This is a genomic window from Corallococcus sp. AB030 (assembly GCF_003668965.1).
In the GTDB taxonomy this organism is placed as follows: domain Bacteria; phylum Myxococcota; class Myxococcia; order Myxococcales; family Myxococcaceae; genus Corallococcus; species Corallococcus exiguus.
The window spans coordinates 1-19,037 of sequence record NZ_RAWQ01000209.1 but is presented as its reverse complement, the minus strand read 5'-3'; the positions used below and the strand labels follow the sequence as shown (position 1 = coordinate 19,037).

Annotated in this window: 15 protein-coding genes; 10 read left to right on the top strand and 5 right to left on the bottom strand. The window is 66.6% G+C overall.

The features are described 5' to 3' along the window. Positions 1-1,715: phosphatidylinositol-specific phospholipase C domain-containing protein (locus D7Y15_RS35290; RefSeq protein ID WP_120580107.1), on the top strand; the 1,715-nt coding region annotated here is incomplete at its 5' end. Positions 1,716-1,858: 143 nt separating this feature from the next. Here D7Y15_RS35290 and D7Y15_RS35285 read toward each other — a convergent pair. Continuing rightward, on the bottom strand, positions 1,859-4,771 hold the full coding sequence (locus D7Y15_RS35285) for a hypothetical protein (RefSeq protein ID WP_121755334.1): 2,913 nt from the start codon (positions 4,769-4,771) through the stop codon (positions 1,859-1,861). A 139-nt stretch (positions 4,772-4,910) separates the two neighbouring features. On the opposite strand from D7Y15_RS35285, the gene D7Y15_RS44925 reads away from it, so the two are divergent. The 6 genes from D7Y15_RS44925 to D7Y15_RS35260 all read left to right on the top strand — a co-directional run bounded on the left by D7Y15_RS44925 (position 4,911) and on the right by D7Y15_RS35260 (position 10,755). After that, the gene (locus tag D7Y15_RS44925; protein WP_158624534.1) at positions 4,911-5,087 is read left to right on the top strand and encodes a hypothetical protein; all 177 of its coding nucleotides are present in this window, start codon (positions 4,911-4,913) and stop codon (positions 5,085-5,087) included. 22 nt (positions 5,088-5,109) lie between these two features. Next, positions 5,110-5,331 (top strand): hypothetical protein, encoded by a 222-nt coding sequence (locus tag D7Y15_RS35280; RefSeq protein WP_120580109.1) that lies wholly within the window; start codon positions 5,110-5,112, stop codon positions 5,329-5,331. 112 nt (positions 5,332-5,443) lie between these two features. Next, positions 5,444-6,064 carry a hypothetical protein gene (locus D7Y15_RS35275; protein ID WP_121755333.1) on the top strand — a complete coding sequence of 207 codons (621 nt, stop codon included), beginning with the start codon at positions 5,444-5,446 and terminating at the stop codon, positions 6,062-6,064. 62 nt (positions 6,065-6,126) lie between these two features. Continuing rightward, positions 6,127-7,767 carry a hypothetical protein gene (locus D7Y15_RS35270; RefSeq protein WP_120580111.1) on the top strand — a complete coding sequence of 547 codons (1,641 nt, stop codon included), beginning with the start codon at positions 6,127-6,129 and terminating at the stop codon, positions 7,765-7,767. A 2-nt stretch (positions 7,768-7,769) separates the two neighbouring features. Continuing rightward, positions 7,770-8,822 carry an alpha/beta fold hydrolase gene (locus D7Y15_RS35265; protein ID WP_121755332.1) on the top strand — a complete coding sequence of 351 codons (1,053 nt, stop codon included), beginning with the start codon at positions 7,770-7,772 and terminating at the stop codon, positions 8,820-8,822. Positions 8,823-8,871: 49 nt separating this feature from the next. Continuing rightward, positions 8,872-10,755 carry a PHB depolymerase family esterase gene (locus tag D7Y15_RS35260; RefSeq protein ID WP_121755331.1) on the top strand — a complete coding sequence of 628 codons (1,884 nt, stop codon included), beginning with the start codon at positions 8,872-8,874 and terminating at the stop codon, positions 10,753-10,755. A gap of 404 nt (positions 10,756-11,159) precedes the next feature. Here D7Y15_RS35260 and D7Y15_RS35255 read toward each other — a convergent pair whose 3' ends face one another. Then, on the bottom strand, positions 11,160-11,450 hold the full coding sequence (locus D7Y15_RS35255; RefSeq protein ID WP_120580114.1) for a hypothetical protein: 291 nt from the start codon (positions 11,448-11,450) through the stop codon (positions 11,160-11,162). A gap of 349 nt (positions 11,451-11,799) precedes the next feature. Here D7Y15_RS35255 and D7Y15_RS35250 point away from each other — a divergent pair, with 349 nt between their 5' ends. Continuing rightward, positions 11,800-12,441, top strand: coding sequence for a glutathione S-transferase family protein (locus tag D7Y15_RS35250; RefSeq protein WP_121755330.1), 642 nt, complete (start codon positions 11,800-11,802; stop codon positions 12,439-12,441). Positions 12,442-12,643: 202 nt separating this feature from the next. On the opposite strand, the gene D7Y15_RS35245 is transcribed toward D7Y15_RS35250, so the two are convergent. Further along, on the bottom strand, positions 12,644-14,521 hold the full coding sequence (locus D7Y15_RS35245; RefSeq protein ID WP_148712950.1) for a lipopolysaccharide assembly protein LapB: 1,878 nt from the start codon (positions 14,519-14,521) through the stop codon (positions 12,644-12,646). A 620-nt stretch (positions 14,522-15,141) separates the two neighbouring features. Here D7Y15_RS35245 and D7Y15_RS35240 point away from each other — a divergent pair. Further along, positions 15,142-17,139 carry a serine/threonine-protein kinase gene (locus D7Y15_RS35240; RefSeq protein WP_121755328.1) on the top strand — a complete coding sequence of 666 codons (1,998 nt, stop codon included), beginning with the start codon at positions 15,142-15,144 and terminating at the stop codon, positions 17,137-17,139. Positions 17,140-17,273: 134 nt separating this feature from the next. On the opposite strand, the gene D7Y15_RS35235 is transcribed toward D7Y15_RS35240, so the two are convergent. Further along, complete coding sequence (locus D7Y15_RS35235; RefSeq protein ID WP_121755327.1) at positions 17,274-17,609, bottom strand: hypothetical protein; 336 nt, start codon at positions 17,607-17,609, stop codon at positions 17,274-17,276. Positions 17,610-17,967: 358 nt separating this feature from the next. Between D7Y15_RS35235 and D7Y15_RS35230 the strand changes: the two genes are divergently transcribed. Beyond that, positions 17,968-18,456: a hypothetical protein gene (locus D7Y15_RS35230; RefSeq protein WP_148712949.1), complete on the top strand. Its 489-nt coding sequence runs from the start codon at positions 17,968-17,970 to the stop codon at positions 18,454-18,456. A 39-nt stretch (positions 18,457-18,495) separates the two neighbouring features. Here D7Y15_RS35230 and D7Y15_RS35225 read toward each other — a convergent pair whose 3' ends face one another. Then, on the bottom strand, positions 18,496-18,900 hold the full coding sequence (locus D7Y15_RS35225) for a DUF2238 domain-containing protein (protein WP_255430419.1): 405 nt from the start codon (positions 18,898-18,900) through the stop codon (positions 18,496-18,498). Positions 18,901-19,037: the final 137 nt, after the last annotated feature.

Genomic DNA, 19,037 nt, shown 5'->3' with positions numbered 1-19,037 from the left:
CCATGTCCCACCGGACGTTTCCTGCCCCCCGACTGCGCAACGCGGCGGCGATGCTCTTCCTCGCGCTGCTCGCGACCTCCCCCGCTGCCGCCCGTGGGCGCTACTACAACCACTCCGGCGGCATCGAAACGAGTCATCCCGACTGGTTGAGCTGGATGCCCGGCTCGGCGAGCCTCGCTTCCCTGTCGCTGCCGGGCACCCATGACTCCATGGCGTTCACCTCGACGGGCGGTGCCCTCACCCAGACCCAATCCCTGAGCCTGAGAGCTCAGCTGGACGCGGGTCTTCGTGCCTTGGACATCCGGTGTCGCCACATTGGCGACCGGTTCGCCATCCACCATGGCGTCGTCTACCTGAACGCCAACTTCGACGACGTTTTGACAACCACCACCCAGTTCCTGCGCGACCATCCCGGCGAAACCATTCTCATGCGAGTGAAGGAGGAACACACCCCGGACGGCAATAGCCGGAGCTTCCAACAGACCTTCGAGTGGTATCGCAGCCAGCCCGCCTACAGCCCCTATGTCTGGCGAGGCACCCATGTGCCCACGCTCGGGGAGGTGCGTGGCAAGATTGTCATCCTGGACAACTTCGGCGGTGGAGCCTACGGCGTGAACTGGGGTTCGCTGGCCCTCCAGGATGACTGGACCGTGTCCACGATCTTCGACATCGACAACAAGTGGGACAAGGTCCGGGACCACCTGGGGCGGACGAACGCGGGGGCCCCTCCCACGCTGTATGTGAACTTCCTCAGTGGCTCCTCCGTGGCGGCCTTCCCCAACGTGGTGGCCGGAGGTGATGGGATGGCCATCCGAGGCGTCAATGACTACGCCATCGACCACCTGGTGGGCGGCAACGTCCAGCGCGCGGGCGTCGTGATGATGGACTTCCCGGGAGCGGGGCTGATTGACGCCATCCTGGCCCTCAACTACCGGCTGCTCCCCTCCGCCGGCCTCCTGCCTGGCGATTTCGGCACCGCCTTCCGGAACATCTCCTACACCCTGGGCGGCGACGCACAGGCCCGCTGGTATGGCCTCCATGCGTTTCTCCAGAATGCCGCCCCGGGGCGCATCTGGCATGCCCTGGCGTTGAAGGGAAGCTGGGCGGGTTGGATGCACACGGATGGAAGCTACGTCCAATCCGACACCATGGATGACTACACGCACCTCGCCTTCACCTCTCGGACGGTGACGAGCGCGGTGAGCAACGGATTCCTGGGCAGCTTCGTGAACTCACAGCTCGGGGCTCTCTCGGGTGGCACGAGCGACCGCGCCCTCCAACTGCATGGTCGGGTGAGCTCACGCTTCCCCTTCCAGCTCTGGAGCGTGGTGGTGAAGAAGGCACCCGGGGGACTCAGCAACTGGGCGTACTCTGACTATGGGACGGGCTACAAGGCCACGCAGGGGGATTACACGTATGCCATCCAGGCCTACTCGGCCGCGGATGGGGTGTACCTCTACGAGCACGGCCAGTTCGAAGGCAACATCCTGCATCTCACCTCCGGCGTCGGCTTCCTGGGCGACCTGGGCTTCGATGACATCCTGTCCTCCGTCAGGATCCTCGGCCCCTATCGCGCGACCCTCTGCGAACACCCCTCGCGGACGGGCAGGTGCCTCAGCACCACCCAGAGCGTGGGCGACATCAACTCCGTCGCGGGAGGCCCCTGGAACGACCAGATTTCCTCGGCGGGCATCGACTTCGTCGGAGTCCGCTGAGCCTTCCTCGAGTGTCCCAGCGCCGTGGGCAGCTCCGCGAGCCAGGACATCTTGATGTCGCCGGGCACACCTGGGGTGCCGCGTTCCGTGGGGACTCGGCTGCGTCGAGTCGCGACGCAGGGCCGGCCGCCCCGCACGCGGCACTACGCGCGGCGCCCGGCCACGTAGTGGTTGTCACCGACGTGGAGGATGTCGATGGTGATGGCCGCTCCCGGTACGTTCGAGCCGAAGTACTGTGCCGAGAGTTCCCTGAAGTCATACGTGTCGACCCGGTGACCGTGATGGTCGCGGATGCCCCGCTCCGAGGTATCGACGTAGTGGATCCGCAGGTTCACCCGGGCGGAGAGCACGAGGCCGCGGAAGTCGAGGTCCCCGGCCCACTGCCGGCGGCGGCGCTGGCCCGACTCATAGGCATCGGCGATCACGCGGAGCGATTCGCTCAGCTCGACGTTCCGGCGGACGGCTTCCATGACGAAGGTCTCCGCGAGGGCGACATGCTCCGCGTAGCGGGGATCGGTGTCCCGGAACGCGTAGTCGACCCGCAGCCCGCGTCGCAGCCGGACGCTCGCCCAGGCGTCGAGCCGGATCCGATCCAGGGCCGTGCTCGCGTTGTCGAGCCGGCGCAGGACATCCTGGGACGGCCGCATGTCCCGGAACATCACCGGGGAGATTCCCACGCCACGGCGGATGAGGTTCGCGGTCATCGCGGCGGCGCTCTCGCGATACAGCATCGCCTCCTCCAGCCGGTCGCCCTCGGGGAGCTGCGCGACGGATTGCGGAGTGCGGCGCTTCACCCCATCCGAGAACGCGTAGTACAGGCAGTCGCCGCCGCCCGGGTTGTCGGTGATGACGAAGTTCTGCTGCACGTACATGTCGAAGAGCGCTGTCGCCCGCTGCAGCCGGAGCTCGGCCTCGGAGCGGATCCGGCTTTCAGCCTGCTTGGACCAATGCTCCATCTCCTTCAGCAGGTTGTTCTTCGTGCCACCCTTGTCGAGGCCCACGAGAGGTCGCTGACGTGAGCCCCGACCCCTGCCGGAACCCGTCAAGGCGCCGGACCCCAGGAGCTTCTGCTGCCCGAAGAGCGGACGGTCCAGCGCGATCACCTCGGGGTCGAGCAGGCCGAGCAGGTGATACATCGAGCGGATGCGGCCAATCTTGGTCTCCACGACTTCGCTGTAGGCGCGATCGTCGAGGTTGTTGTTCTTCACCAGGGCCAGCCCGTTGTTTCCGGAGAGCGTCTTTCGCGTCGACACCGTGATGGGATTGGAGTCGTCGAAGGCATCGAACTCCTGCTTGGGTGACAACACCTTCGACGGCTCGTTCTGGGTGGCGCGGGTGAACTCCGTCACCCAGTCTCCCGTCTCCACGCTCTTGTCCACCTGGCCTGTGTTGCGGCTCAGGCTGCGGAAACCCAGCTCCACGGCGGCGCACCAGGGACAGGTCTCCTTCGGCCGGTTGCGTTGCTTGCCGGTGTCCTGGAACCCCTCGTAGGGAAAGCACACCAGCACGTCGGCGCCGTCACAGAAGTAGGACGAAGCGGTCATGAGCGCCGCGGGCTCGGCGCAGTTGAGCGAATGCCAGCCGCAGATCCACAGGTCGACGCCGAGCGCGCGCCCCTGGAGGCCAGAGACCGGGTGCGCTTCGATCCGCAGCTTGTCGTGGGTCTTGTTCTGCCGGAACGACACGTAGCTGAGCAGGGCCTGCCGCGCGGGCCTGCGCAACTGGAGCAGGTCCCGGGCGCGATACTCGAGCGCCGCGGTGTTCGTGCGGCCGATCATCACGTCGTAGTTGGTCCAGAGCCCCTTCTTGAACTCCTCCTCCTCGTGGGCTTCCGCCTGGCGCCGCCGGGCGTAGAAGTCCAGCAACTCCAGCTCGGCCTGACGCCGCTCGTGGGTGTCCAGTTGGGACTGCTGGTCCTCGTCGAGCACGATCTTGTTCTTCCCCTTCCAACGCTTCTTCAGGAAGTCGCTGGACTCTTCCTTCAGCTCCTTGCGGAGCTTCTCGATCTCCTCGGGGGACTTGTACTTGTCGGGATCCTTCTTGGGGACCTCCTGGTCCGTCTTCCAGGTGGGGAGCGCGAGGTGCCGGCAGTACTTGCCGAAGTACTTCTCATCCGGCTCTTCCTGGACGACGCCGGAGAGCCCGAGGACGGGCACGTACACCGTCTTGCCCCCTTCCTGGTGCCGCGTCCACGACACGCACAGACACCCCACGGTGGACACGAAGGCCGTGCAGACCGTCCTCCAGTTCTTCTTGAACTCCTCGCTGAGGGGGTGATCCACCGGCGGCTTGAGCAGGCGGGTGAGCGCGCTCGAATCGTTGCCGAGCAGGTGGTAGTCCTGGACCAGCGCGTCGGTCCGCTCCTTCACCTTTTCCCAGAACTGCGACTCCAGCGGGAGGTCGCGGACCCAGTCGCTCGCGGGGAACACCGCGCCAAGCGGGGTGCCGGCCGGGGAGACGACGAAGCCGAGGCTCATCAGCCGGAGCCGCACGGGTTCGTAGTACTGGAACTTGGCCCGGCTCTTCCCCTGGTCCTTCTTCAAGTCTTCGGCGGTCACCGACTTGAGCGCCTTCTGGAGGCGACCGGAGGAGACCCTGCCACTCTTGTCCCCCCTTGAGGTGTGCCAGTCGAGCTGCTCGTACAGCGAGGCGCGGCACTCCTCGAGGTAGTCCCACTCCTCGTCCAGCATCGAGTCGACCACCTGGGCGACGTCGTCATGGAGCGCCTGGGCCTCCTTGGTCTTCGGGAAGGCCTTCACGCCCAGCATCTTGCGCACCAGTTCGGGCGACACCTTCTGCTCACCCAGGCGCGCCTCGTAGGCGTCCAGGTTCTTCAGCGCGACCTTGATGCTCATGCGGACCTGGAGGAACCGCACGAGGTCCAACAGGAACTGCGCGAACTCGTCCTGCCGGTAGATCCGGTCCTGCGTGGCCAGGAAGAGATCCAGGCCATCCTCGTCGACGAAGTCCGGCAACTGGCTGCCCGTGTCGCGGGACCACCTCAGCGCGACCTCGGACGTCAGTTCGACCAGGCCCGTATTCAATGCGAGCAGCATCGGCATTGCCCGAGTAGAACCGACGGCTCGGCCCACGCCAAGGACCTGACAGGCGCCCGCCCCCTCCAGGTCCAAGTGGATAGGGTCGGTCCAACGCTTCTGTTCCCGCAGCCGGGGATTGAGGGCACGAACCGCGCTCGTGATCGTCAGTCCGCGCCCTGGCTTCTTCCGGGGCCAGGCCCTCTTCTTCGATGGCCAGTCCCCCTGGATGACGGACATGAAGTGGGACCGCTACGACGGACTCATGCGGATGATGACGAAGCGCCCGTGGCTGGGATGGGCCACGGGGCTGCTGTTGGGGCTCCCAAGTAGGTGAACGACCAAGATGCAGCACCGTCATGACATCCTCGCCCAGGCCCAGGCGCGCCCCCAATCCGCCGGAACTCCCTTCGAAGACGGGCGGGGCCCAAGGCTATGCCGGCTACGAATACCAGCTTCACGTCAGCCTCTGGGTCGCCCTGGTGCTCCTCTTCAAGGAAGCGCTCACGGAGCAGATGGAGCTGAGCACCCGCTCGCGGCGCTCCACCCCGCTGCGCCTCTTCGCCGATGAGGCGTCCTGACGCATCAGGCCATCGTCTGTCTTTTGACAAGGCCGTCAGGCGGGTGCTACCCGTAGCTGAAACATGAATCGGGCTTCATCTCCCCCCGTGCGCCCGAACGAGGAGTCCCCCCATGAAGAAGACGCTTTCGTCCGCGATGCTGCTGTGCGCGTTGAGCCTCACGGGTTGTGGGGAAGAGGCGACGCAGGATCCCGTGGACAGCGCGCCCAAGCTGGACAGCCAGTCGAACATCCTGGCCTTCCTGGAGGGCAAGACGCTGGTGATGGAGGGGGACAACATCCCCAGCCACCCGCTGTCGCTGGACGAGGACATCAACTGGGGTTCGGCCAGCCAGTGCTTCCAGAAGGTCTCCATTGGCGTGGGCGGCAACAACTTCCACGTCACCAGCACCCCCGGCACCATCCTCAACTCCGCTGGCGTCGGCCAGGCCGGCAGCACGTGTGATCACGCCACCGCGCAGAACGCGCTGGTGTTCGACTCCAAGGCGGTCACGCTCTCCAACATCACCGCGGGCGGCAGCTGCTTCGAGATCCTGGTGGACTACGGCAGCTTCAAGCAGGAAGGCCGCGTGAGCATCTCGTCGGACCTGAAGAAGATCTCCATGGAGCTCTACTTCGAGGCGAAGGCCACGGGTTGGCGCTGCGCCGACGGCGCGGTGGGCGCCAAGACGGTCAGCGTCTCCGGGCAGGCCTTCACCGGCAACGCGGTGCAGGTCTACGACATCAGCGGCTAGTCGCACGGCGGACGGTGGGCGCGAACCGCCCTCACGGCAATCCATCAGGGTGAGGTGTCTATATGTCGGGAGGGTGGTTGGGCGCGGCGCGCCTGGGCGCCGTGGCGCTCGTGCTGGGACTGGCGCTGCCGGCGGCGGGGCAGAGCCCCACGGTGCCGGGCCTCTATTACGGCGACTGGTTGGATGAGAAGGACCGCGAGGAGGACGCGAAGCCTCGCGAGTTCATCCTCATCAACTACTTCTTCACCCGGCTGTCGGTGACCAACAGCGTGGGCGACCCCGCGGGCCTCAAGGGCGTGTCGCTGGGGCCCATCGGCTCGCTGTCCGGCAGCTCCGTCCGCGTGGAGCCGGGGCGTTCAGCGTTCTACGTGGAGCAGCGCTGGATCCCCGTGCTGGAGTACAGCCCGTCCTTCGCGGACGGGCTGGCGTCCTTCCGCGCCCAGTTCGAGGTGGACTACCTCTGGGGCCGCGCCGCCAATGCCTCGCAGCAGAACGAGGGCGGCGGCTTCAACGCGGACCAGGTCAACATCCAGACGAAGAACGTCAACGTCGCCGTCTATCCCACGCGCAACCCGGCCCGGCTCACGCTGCTCATCGGCACGCAGCCGGTCTACGACTCCATCTTCGACCCGACGCGCTCGCCGCTCAACGACATCGTCCGCACGGGTTACAAGCTGGCGTTCATTGGCAGCGACGCCACGGGCCTGTCGCTCTACAGCAACTACAAGGGGCTCTCCAAACTGAGCCTCCTGCCTCTGGGCAGCGCCCAGGCGGACAAGGCGACGCGGGACGACCCGCGCCTGAAGTTCGTCTACCTGCTCACCGCGGACTACGCCTACCCCGTGCAGCCCGGGACGAACATCGGCCTGTCCGCCTGGTACCTTCGCGATGACACGAAGGGGGACGCGTATGCCTTCGAAGGCATCGTGAAGAGCGGGCCTTCGTCCACGGGCCTCTACCCGTTCGTCGGCACCCCGCGCTTCAACATCGAGCGGCCCACGGGCAACGTCTTCTGGCTGGGCGCGAACTTCCACCACAACATCGACTTCCGCGCGGGGCGCCTCGCCGCTTCCGGATTCGTCATGTACAACGGTGGCAGCTACACGAGCGACCGCGCGGACACCACGTTCAACAAGAAGGTGGACATCTCCGGCCTGTCCGCGAACCTGGAGGTGCTCTACCAGTGGGGCCGCGGCCCGGCGGACCTGGTCACGCTGGAGGGCATGTTCACCACCGGCGACAGCAACCTGGATGACGGCCGCTACACGGGCGCCTTCACGCTCAACCAGTACGGCCTGCCCGGCTCGGTGTGGTTCAACCACAAGATGCTGCTGCTGTTCCCCTTCACCAGCACCGTGAACAACTACACGGGCGCGGTGACGGACATCTCCAACCAGGGCTACGGCCTGCGCACCGGCATCGCGAGCGCGGCGTGGGACATCATCCCCAACACGCTCAACCTCAAGCTGGCCACGGGTCTGGCCAACTCGGGGGCGAGCCCGCCGCGCTGGGATCCTGCCGTGCGGCGGGGGCGGTTCATTGGCGCCGAGGTGAACGCGGAGGTGCGCTACACCATCCGCTACCTCATGACGGTGGGCCTGCACGCCGGCTACCTGTTCCGCGGCGCCTTCTATGACGGCTCCACGACGGTGAAGAACAACCCCTTCGCCGCCTTCACCACCTTCACCTGGTACGCGTTCTGACCATGAGCCCCTTCCGCGCCCTCAAGGCCCTGCTGCTCGTGGCGGGGCTGGGTTCCTCCACCGGCTGCGTGCGCTCGTACGCCAGCGCGCCGCCGCTGGCGTTCCAGGACCTGGACTACGCGTCGCCCGGGGCGAAGGAGCCCTGGCCGCTGAAGCGGGTGGCCCTGCCGGAGACGGCGGCCACCTACGGCATGGCGCGCGTGCCGCGGATGGCCTACGTGGAACTGCCCGCCGCGCCCGGTGCGCGCACCGTGGTGCTCATCCATGGCCTGGGCAGCTACCTGAAGTTCTGGAGCGCGCAGCTCGACGCGCTCCAGCGTGCGGGCTACCACGTCGTCGCAGTGGACCTGCCCGGGTATGGCAAGTCCGACAAGCCCGGCTCCTTTCCGTACACCATGGAGGCCATGGCGGACGCGGTGCGTGAGCTGACGCGGAGCCTGGGCGTCGAGCATCCCATCCTGGTGGGCCACTCCATGGGAGGGCAGACGGCGCTGTCGTACGCCATCCGCTACCCGGACGAGCCGTCGGGGGTGGTGCTGGTGTCGCCCGCGGGCTTCGAGAAGTTCTCCCAGAAGGAGAAGGACTGGTTCGCGCGGGTGATGAGCACGGAGTTCATCAAGTCCGCACCCGAGTACGGCATCCGGGGCAGCGTGCGGCAGGCCAACTTCCAGAACTGGCGGCCGGAGCTGGAGTGGCTCATCGAGGAGCGCGTGCGGCTGGCGAAGTCGCCCGAGTTCGACGCGTATGCCTATGCCAACGTGCGCTCGGTGCGGGGGCTCGCCAACGACGACTTCGTGCGCGACAACCTCCACCGCATCACCGCGCCCAGCATCATCATCTTCGGGGAAGCGGACCGCCTGATTCCCAACCCGTTCCTGCACGGTGGCTTCCCGCGGGACATCTTCGAATACGGCCACGCGCGCATCCCGGGCTCGAAGCTGGTGGGACTGGAAGGGTGTGGCCACACGGTGCAGCTCGACTGCCCGGCGCCGTTCAACGCAGCGCTCGAGGCGTTCCTCAAGAGCTTGCCGGTGGCCGGGGCACCCGAACCCTAGAAGAGCTCGGCCGCCCACCCTCCTCCCCCGTGGCGGCCAGGGAGGCACCATGCACGGTCGAGGCATTCGTCGTCTTGGGTGGTTCACGCACGTCCCCTGGTTTCGCGTCGCGGCGTTGGCCATCGCGGCGACCGCCGGCTGCGGCCCGCTGGGAGCCGAAGCGCCGGACACCGTCGTCCCCCAGGTCGAGCAGGTGGAGCAGGGGCTGACGCAGGTGACGGGCTTCGGGTCCAACCCTGGCAACCTCCAGATGTTCCGGCAGGTGCCCGCGGGCGTGCTGGCCAATGCACCGCTGGTGGTGGTGTTGCACGGGTGCACGCAGAATGCCGCGGGCGTGGAGCCCGGTGGGTGGACCGCGGCGTCGAACGTCTACAAGTTCTACGTCGTCTACGCGCAGCAGCCGAGCAGCAACAACCCCACCAGCTGCTTCAACTGGTTCGAGCCGGGGGACATCGCGCGCGGCGCGGGTGAGGCGCTGTCCATCAAGCAGATGGTGGACGCCATGAAGGCCGCCTACTCCATCGACCCGGCGCGGGTGTTCGTCACGGGCTTCTCCGCGGGAGGCTTCATGGTTCCCGCCATGTTGGCCACCTACCCGGACGTCTTCGCGGCGGGCGCCATCAACTCGGGCGGTCCGTACCGGTGCGCCAACTCCATGACCGAGGGCTTCAGTTGCATGAGCCCCGGCGTCAGCAAGACGCCCGCGGCGTGGGCGGACCTCGTGCGCAACGCATACCCGGGCTACACGGGTCCCCGGCCGCGCGTCTCCATCTGGCATGGCACGAATGACTTCACGGTGAGGCCCGCCAACCTCACCGAGTCCATGAAGCAGTGGACCCAGGTGCACGGCATCGACCAGACGCCGGACACGACGGACACCGTGGGGGGCTTCCCGCACAAGGTGTACCGGGACAGCGCGGGCACTGCGCTGGTGGAGACCTATGAGCTCACCGGCATGGGTCACGCCGTCCCGGTGGATCCGCAGTACAGCTTTCCTGGGAGCAGCACCGCCTGTGGCGCGACGGGCGCGTACCAGTCCGATGTGAACCTCTGTGGCGTGTATCACCAGGCGCTCTTCTTCGGGCTCACGGAGACCAGCACTCCGCCGGATGACACCACTGCGCCCACGGTGAACGTGACGGCGCCCGTCTCCGGCGCCACGGTGAGTGGCACCGTGACGGTGACCGCGAGCGCTTCCGACAATGTCGGCGTCGCGCGGGTGGACTTCTACGTGGATGGGAACCTCGTGGGCACGGCCGGCACGGCGCCCCATGCGTTCAGCTGGAACACCACGACGGCCGCCAACGGCTCGCATGTGCTGGGGGCCCGGGCGTTCGATGCGGCGGGGAACTCCGCGCTGGACGCGGACACGTCCGTCACGGTGAGCAACAGCGGGACGACGCCGACGACGGTCAGCTTCACCAGCATCGCGGCGGAGGATGGCTACGTGAAGGCGAACGCCGACGGGAGCGCGGCGGAGCTCGGGACGCTCACGGGCCTGGCGCTCGGACGAGGGGTGGACGGCAAGCACAACCGCTCCCTGCTGTCATTCGACACGTCCAGCCTGCCGGACACCGCCAGCATCACCCAGGCGTTCCTGACGCTCTCCTATTCGTCCGGCTCCGGAGACCCCTGGGCCAGCCCCGCGGGCAACACGCTCGTCATCGACGTGGCCACGGGCACCTTCAACGCGGCCGCGACGGAGACGGGCGACTGGGGCGCCTCCGCGACCGCGAGCGCCGTGGCGGGCGTCGCGAAGTTCACCTCGGGCACCATCCGCTCCACGGACTTCGCGGGGGCGGGGACGTCCGCAGTCAACACGCGGGGCCGGACGCAGCTGCGCCTGCGCTTCGCCCAGAATCCCGCGGCGACGGCCTACCTCTTCGTGAAGGACGGTGCGAACGCCACGCTCACCGTCGTCTACTCCCCGTAGTCCACGCACGCCGCCCCGGAGGGACATCCGGGGCGGCGTCAGGAGAGGGATTGAACGCGGTTCGTGTCGTCCGACGAAACCCGGGCTCGCTCGACGCACATTTCCGGCTGCTCCATGTTGGGCATTCGATGAGGCGAAATCAGCCCGGCCGCAAGGCGACCTCGGCGCACCCAGAGGGGCTCGGGTCCTCGCTGATGCATACCGTCCGCGTCTGGCAGGTCGCTCCGGTCCACACCCGATGGACCGCCGTGCTCCCCGTCCGGGCAGGACGCGAGGAGGAGGCGCGGCGGTGGGTGACCGAGGCGCTGGCGCGGAACCCGGACATGGGAGGGGGACCGCCGCGCAACGCATTGAAACCACAAGGCCCGGACGCGATGCCGGGCCTCGTGGAAGTTCAAGACCGCTCAGCTCTCAGCCTGCTCCGTGCCCGGATGGTCGGCGTCGCAGACCGGCGCGGTGTCGTCGGAGCGCTGGCTCTGCTCGGAGGAGACCGAAGCGTTCTCCTGCGAAGGCTGCGCGGGCTGGAAGCAGTAGCCCGCCGCGCCACAGGTGGTGAGGCGGATCCCCAGGAAACAGGGGTCGTCGCAAACACCCTCGCAGGTATCCCAGCACTGCAGCGGAAGCGCAAAGGCGGACGCGGGGGCCACGGCGAGGACAGCGGCGACGGCGAGAAGGGACTTCTTCAGCGCGTTCATCGGCACTCCTGGGTGTGGGAATGTGCCTGCGCGAAGGACAGGCACGCCTCGCAGCAGAAGCGCGTACCGGGAGACAATGACAGACGCCCTACGTCAGAACTGTTTCCGGCCTGACGCTTACACCCCCCAAGATCCATCCCAGCAAGAGTCAACTGAAAGCCGGCCCCACTCGCGCCGCGAGTCAGCTTCGGACCAGCAGAGCCTGGCCGCGGACCCAGTACTCCCCATTCCGACGGAGCAGGAGTTCCTCTACGTCCTGAAGCCGTGCCCCTGACGATACCTGACATTCCCTTGTCACTCCGGGTGGATAGGTCCTCCCCCTCCACCCGTGCCGTCCCCGAGGTCCGTCTTGAAGCTCTACTTCCACCCCCTGTCCGGAAACTCGCGCCGCGTGCTGCTCGTGGCCGCCCACCTCGACATTCCCCTCGAGCGCATCGTGGTGGACCTCACCACGGGCAAGCAGCGCGAGGCGTCGTACCTGGGCATCAACCCCAACGGGCGTGTCCCCGTCCTGGACGACGGCGGCTTCGTGCTCTGGGAGTCGCGCGCCATCATGGTCTACCTCGCCGAGAAGTCCCCGGGGCAGACCCTGCTCCCGACGGACGCGCAGGGCCGCGCCGACGTGAACCGCTGGCTGTTCTGGTGCTCGGCCCACATGGCCCCGGCGAACACCGTGCTCGTCCTGGAGAACTTCGTGAAGCAGCGCACCGGCCGCGGGCCGCCGGACCCCGCCGAGGTCGCGCGCGGCGAGGCCCTCTTCGCGCAGACCGCTCCCGTGCTGGACTCGCACCTGGCGGGCAGGACATGGGTGACTCAGGAGCGCCTGACGCTCGCGGACCTCTCGCTCGCCGCGTCGTTCGCCCTCGCGGGCCCGGCGCGCCTGCCCCTCGAAGGCTACGCGAACCTCCGGGCCTGGCTGGGGCGCGTGCAGGAGTTGGAGGCGTGGCAGCGCACCGCGCCCCCCATGCCGCCGCCGGCCGCCCGGAGCTGAGCAGCCGCTCGCGGCGCTCCACCCCGCTGCGCCTCTTCATCGAAGCGGCGCACGAGTGGGCCCTCCGGGCCCTGTGAGCGCGGGTCCCTGCCCCGCGCCCGCCCTCCCCTCCAAGCCAGGCGGGAATGCGCACCCGGCACAGAGCCCATGGCGGGTGGCGGCGCGAGGAGCGCCAGCGCATGGGTGAGGACGGCGCCGCGCCTCAGCGCAGTTCCTGGGCGAACTGCTCACGATAGCGCCCCTGGAGCGTCTTCAGCGCCTCCGCCATCCCCACGGCGCGGTACTGCTCCGCCAGGAGTTGCCACGCTTGCTTGTGCAAGGGCTCCAGCGCCACGACACGCTCCAGGTGGGTACGCGCCTCCTCTCGGGGACCCGACTCGGAGGCCAACCATCCCAGGATGAAGTGCGCCTGCACCGCATCCTCGTACGCGGCCACGGCCTGCCGACACGCCGCTTTCGCAGGCCCCGTCCTGCCAGCGCGCAGGTGGCCTTCGCAGTCCAACACGTGCAGCACCGCCGCGCGCGGGAACTCCCGCCTCAGCCAGGTGAGTCGTGCCTGCACCTTCGTCGCCGTCCCCTTGTCGAGGGAGTCCTCGACGTCCTTCGCCGCGCGGATGAACTCGCCCTCCCGCTCCACCGCGACACCGCTCACGGAGGCATCCACTGGCAGCGCCTTCCAACGTCGAGCCTGCCGAGCCCAGGTCCGCAGTTGCTCGGTCCGAGAGTCATTGCCCGCCTTCTGGGTGGCCTGCTCCGCCCACGTGACCGAGGAGGTCTCCTTGAAGAAGGCCGCGAGATCTCCCCAGACTTCCGGCGGTGTTCCAGGGTTCGCTTCCATCCGTTGCCGCGCCCGCACGAGCTGGCCTTGCGCCTCCAGGTGCTGCCCCTGTTGGAGGGCCAGGGACGCAAGGAAGAACAAGGGGGCGGGCTCGGAGGGGAATTTCTCCGCGACGGCCTCGCACTTCTCCCGGGTCGCCGGCAACTTGGGGGCGACCCGCGTGTCCAGGTAGCAGGCCACCCTTTGGACGAAGAAGTCCGCCGGATAGCGTCGCGCGAGGGGCTCCATCTGCTGGGCGGCGACCTCCACGCGTCCCGCCTTCTCGAGCGCGAGGATCTCGTCGAGCCGGCGCCGGTCCTCCGGAGGCAGGGGGGCCTGGAGCTGGTGAACGACCAGCGGCGCCTTGGCCTCGCGGACCTTCGCGAGCCATTCGACGACAGCCTCCTTCTCCGGTCCCTCCCAGTCCGGCGAGGACGTCGAGGCCAGCAGTGCCCCCAGCTCGGTCGCCCAGGCCCGCGCGGCGGCGTCATCGCGACGACCCGCCGAGGCATGGCGAAGGCTGGTCTTGAGCAACGCCAGGGTCTGCGGTGTGAAGGCCGACTGACTCGGTGCGTAGCTCGGGAACATCATCCAGTGCGAGTTGCGCACGTGGAATGCCCCCAGCGTGTGCGCCCACTCGTGGAGGAAGATGGACGTCTCCTTATGCATCTTCCGCTCCTCGTAGAGCGTCTGCCGCTCGTCCTGGGGCAGGTGGATCAGCCCCTCCATGATGGCGCGGACCTCCTCCGCGTTTCCCATCTCACGCAGCACGCAGTGGCGCCCGAACAGCCGGGCCATGCCCAGCTCATGCTGCGCGGAGGAGAAGAGCTTGAGCGCGGAGACGAAGCCGACCACCAGGTCCACGTCCTCGCCCGGATCCCTCAACTCCAGCGCGGTCAGTGAACCCTCCAACTCGCCCTCGACACCTCGATGCGCCCACTCGCGCGTCGACTCAAGCTCGAAGACAACGCCCAGTTGCCCCTGCATCACCGAGCTCGCGCGCTGCAACTGGGACACGACGCTGCTTCGCCAGCGCACTACCTGCTCCCGATAGTCCGAGTCCGCGTAGACCCGGACCCGAATCTTCCGGACGGGACCCGTCGAGGGCTGCGACGAGGACTCCAACTTCGCTGGAGCGAGGGTTCGCGCCTGTTCCCGTGCGTAGTCGACGGGTCGCTTCACACACGACACGCCGAGGACACAGCCCCACACCGCCAACAGGGCGACACGCGCCGCCAACCCCATGACACGACCTGTGCTCATGGATCCCTCCCATACGCGAAATGCGTCAGGAACACACCTGACTCCCAGTGAGAGGGCGAGCCTGACGGCGCGGTGGCGATGAGCAAAAGAAGTCGTGTTCCAGTGGGTTCACGAAAGCCAATGCTGACCGCCAAAAGCTCTGCGAGAGCCAACTGCAGGCATGCAAGGGTGTTGACGACGTCCAAAAAGAATCCAGCAGACATCCATGGACACGCCCGCCACACCTGAAGCAGGTGAACACGTCCCCGGGCGGCGGCGGAGGCCACCACGGACGCCGAGCGCACGCGGGTCCACGGCGCCCTGGATGCCCTCGAAAAGACGCTGACCGACCGCATCACCCGGCATGACGCGCCGCCCAAGACGGTGGCTCCGGAGATGTCCCGGATGCCACCGTTGATGTTGCCCAAGCTGAGAGCGCATGGACGTGAACCAAGCGCTGGACACCTGGCAGGAGAAGCTGAAGGCGCGCTTCCCCCGCTGATCATTCGTGGGGGAATTGGATGTCAGACACGACCCTAGTGGGTCACTCCATGGGTTGGATGCAAGCCCCTGTAGTGAGGGCTCGCGGAGAATTGAACCCACCGAAAATCCGTGTCTACGATTCAGGCTCTGGCCCCCTCATGAAAATCTCGCTCCCCACCCGAAACGACAAGGGAAAGACCGGGCAAAAAGCCCGGCCGACGTTCCCCGTGGACTCACTCTTGGGTACCCGACTGGGTGAGTTCACCCTGGAGGAGTGCATTGGTGAGGGTGGCATGGGGGTGGTGTACCGGGCGGTGCATCCGCTGATTGGCAAGCAGGTCGCCATCAAGGTGCTTCGGTCCGAGATGGTCTCGGAGCACCTGGTGAACCGGCTGCTCATGGAGGCACGAGCGGTCAACTCCATCAAGCACCCGGGAGTGGTCGACATCTTCGGGTTCGGGAACCTCCCGGACGAACGCCCCTACGTCACGATGGAGTTGCTCCAGGGCCGTCCGCTCTCCGACTTCCTTCGCGGGAGTCGCCCGATGGAACTGGAGTGCGTGGTCTGGGTCATGGATCAGGTCCTGGCCGCGTTGGGCGCGGCGCACCGGGCGGGCGTCATCCACCGGGACCTGAAGCCCGCGAACATCTTCATCGTCACCGACGCGGTGACGGCGCCGGTCGTCAAGCTGGTCGACTTCGGCATCGCCAAGCTGCTGGAGTCCCGCGAGAACCCGATGACCTCGGAGGGGACGGTTCTGGGGACCCCGGAGTTCATGGCTCCGGAGCAGATTCGGGGAACACGCATCAGCCCCGCCACGGACCTCTATGCACTGGGCGTCCTCATGTTCCAGATGCTGACAGGCTCACGGCCATTTCAGGGTGATCCCATCCAGGTGATGTTCGCGCACATGGAGCGGCCTGCTCCGCTCCCCTCGTCTCGGGTTCCCCGAATCCCGCCAACGCTGGATGCCCTGGTGCGTCATCTGTTGGAGAAGAACCCCGCCGCACGGCCACACTCCGCGGAGGCCGTACGGGAACGGCTGAAGAACATCCCCCTTCGTACGACACCTTATGTGCCGTCCGTCCCAACTGGCACGCCAGGGGCTTCGGATGATCCTCCATCCGATGACACCCTCACCTCCGAGACGCTGGAGCCGCTGAAGAGCAACTGGGACATCTCCGTACCGGACTGGTGGATGGCTCCAGTGGTCCTGTTCCTCTGTACGGGGGCCGCGGTCCTCAGGCTCCAAAGCACAGAGGTCTCTTCCCAAGCAGACCTCCCCGTGCGCACTGCCAAGGTGATTGTCTTCCCCCCCCCCCAACCGGAGCCAATCCCGCCAGCGCAACCACTCAAGAGCCTGTCAAACGCATGGGCCCGTGTCTCCATTATTACCAAACCGTTCGCGGCCTCTGACAATCCACCAGAAGTCCTCATGAGCCAGAGTGAGCAACTCCGCACCAGAGTACTTGCGTGGAGCGTGACCACCCTCTCACCAAGGCCACAAGACACTCACTTCAGCCTGACGCTCTCATTCACCAGAGCAGCATCGACCAGGGCCCACCAGGAACTCACCGACGCACCTGTCACGTGGGAGGCCCAACTCAATCAAGAGCTGATTCTACAGCCACGCAGTGCGCCTCCTGACGATGCCATGGCGAAACAACCGGTCCTCCAGTCTGGAGTTCAAACAAAACGCCCCCAAAAGCCAAGCCACCCTGACAATCCAATGTCGGCCAGGTTTCCACCGCCGCCTGGAGAAGACCGGGCACTTGCTACAGTTGTCGCAACTCCGACTCCTGACATGGCTTCGTTTGTGGTAGCGGAACCATTCTCCCTGCCTGAACCTGCCCTTGCCTATGAGGCATTGGAACAGACCGGCTCTCCACAATCACCAACAAGGCCCACAACCTACGAGCAAGTAGTCAGGATGCTTGAGCAATTGGCCTCTGAGCTTCGTGTCAGAGCGAGCACAAGGGACGTCTCGGAACTCGAATCCCAGCTTCAGCAGTTCCGCATTGAAGCCGAGGTCGATGGGAAGACCTCCGACAAACGAATGGCCCTGCTGATTAAAATGGATGCTTGGCTGGAGAATCTGAAGACGCGATTCCCCATTGAATCTGAGCGGGGCGCTGGAAGTCAGACTCGCCCCTGAGTGGATCACAATTGCGGCTCCACTCCCCATACGCACCGGGCGAACAGAAGGCCTGCTGAGGCCTGGCCCGTGAGACCACCCTTAGCCCCAGGGCCTTGTGATCCAGGCCCGCAGCGCTTCTGCAACCCCTGGGGTCAGCCTTGATACTCCGGAAGGACCTCCGCGAGCCGGGCGGCCCCCAGAGACAGGGCCAGCAGTCCGCCGACGACGAGGCCCACGCGTCGAGACCTGCGAATCCCACGCAGGCTCAACGCGATGATGAGAGATAGCGCCGCCAGGCAGCTCGCGACCCCGGCCAGCCAGACCACCACGAACACCGCGTCGGCGCTCACCTGGGCTCGCAAATCGGGTGCTTCCGCCCAGTCATAGGGATGGATGGGAAGCAGGAGGCTGACGCTCCCCAGGCACAAGGAGGCCATCAGCGAGAGCAGTGCCGCGAGGACCCGCCCCGGAGCGGCCGGACGGCTCATCGCGCCAGGTCCGTGCGCCCTGACCGGCGTGTTCCGGGAAGTCTCATCGGAGGGTGACATGGCGGCGTGCTCCTCGGATGCCACGAGCGCGGCGCCCCCAACATACCCCTCCAGCGAGGCCAAGAACGGAGCAAGACGCGATGCGGCGGCACCTCGAACCGACGCAAGCCTTCACCCCGGGCGAGGGGTCTTCTTGATTATCGGTTAAATTCGGAATAACCTGAAAAGCCTACCCTGGCGTACCGGCAGGCATTGGGCTGGGGAGGAACAACGCGCCCCAGGTGAACCTGTCGTCACATGAAGGGGGAATGAATCAATGAAGCGATTTTTCGAGGGGGCGTCTTCAGCAGTGGTGTCCTTGGCCGCGGTCACGATGCTCGCTGGCTGCGGCGCCGCGCCAGAAGAAGAGAGAGCGGAGTTCGACGTGGAGGTGGCGAAGTCGTCGCTCTCCTTCACGGGCGTGCCCATCTACGATGCGGGGACGCGCTGTACCGTCGGTGGCAGCACCATGCACTGCTGCCCTACCGGCTACGCCATGATTGGCGCCCACCTCGGCAGTGACGTCTTCAAGTGCGCCAGGCTTTCTTCCACGAGCGGCTCCCGCTTCCTGGATGTGGGCACCACGCGCAACGGGATGCATGCCTGTCCCTACGGCAGCGTCATGGTCGGCCTGCACGTCGGCAATAACCACCTGGCCTGCCAGTCTCCCGGAACGAGCGTCGTCTTCGAGACTGTCGATGGCAGCCCCGGAACGAGCGACACCTATCCCATGCACGTATGCCTGGCCGGCGGGTACGCGATGAGCGGCATCAACGCCGGCAGCAACCTGTTCACCTGCGCCCGGTAGCACCGGGCACCGCGAGGACCGCTCGACGCGGAGCGGTCCTCAAAGGCGAGAGAGCGCCTTGTCATGCGCTCTGGACAGCAGGATCAGCGCCGCGCTCGCGCCGATGCCGGCCATGCCCATGTCTTTTTGCGTGTCCCAGACATCGCCTTGCGTGCCGAGGAATTCATCCGCGCCCTGACCGAGCATGACGGCGGCGCCCCATTCGATCAGTTCGTATACCGCGCTGATGCCAAGACAGGAAAAGACAATCACGACCGCCATCCACTTGCCCGGCTTCAGATCCGACGTGCGAATCAGAAGCTCGCGCATGACAATGGCGGGGATGAATCCTTGCGCGAAATGGCCAATCTTGTCGTAATTGTTGCGTCCTTCGCCCAGCCATTCAAAGCCCGGCACGCGCGCGTACGTATAATGCCCGCCGACCATGAGGATGATCATGTGCACGGCGATCAAGCATCCGCTTCCGGTTTAGCCGCCACTCCCGAGGGAAGCCTCACGTTTCCGCCGTTCGCGCTCTCGGCGCTGCTGGCGTGAGCGGGCCGTCACCTCGGCGATGAGCAGGATGCGCTCCTCCAACTGCT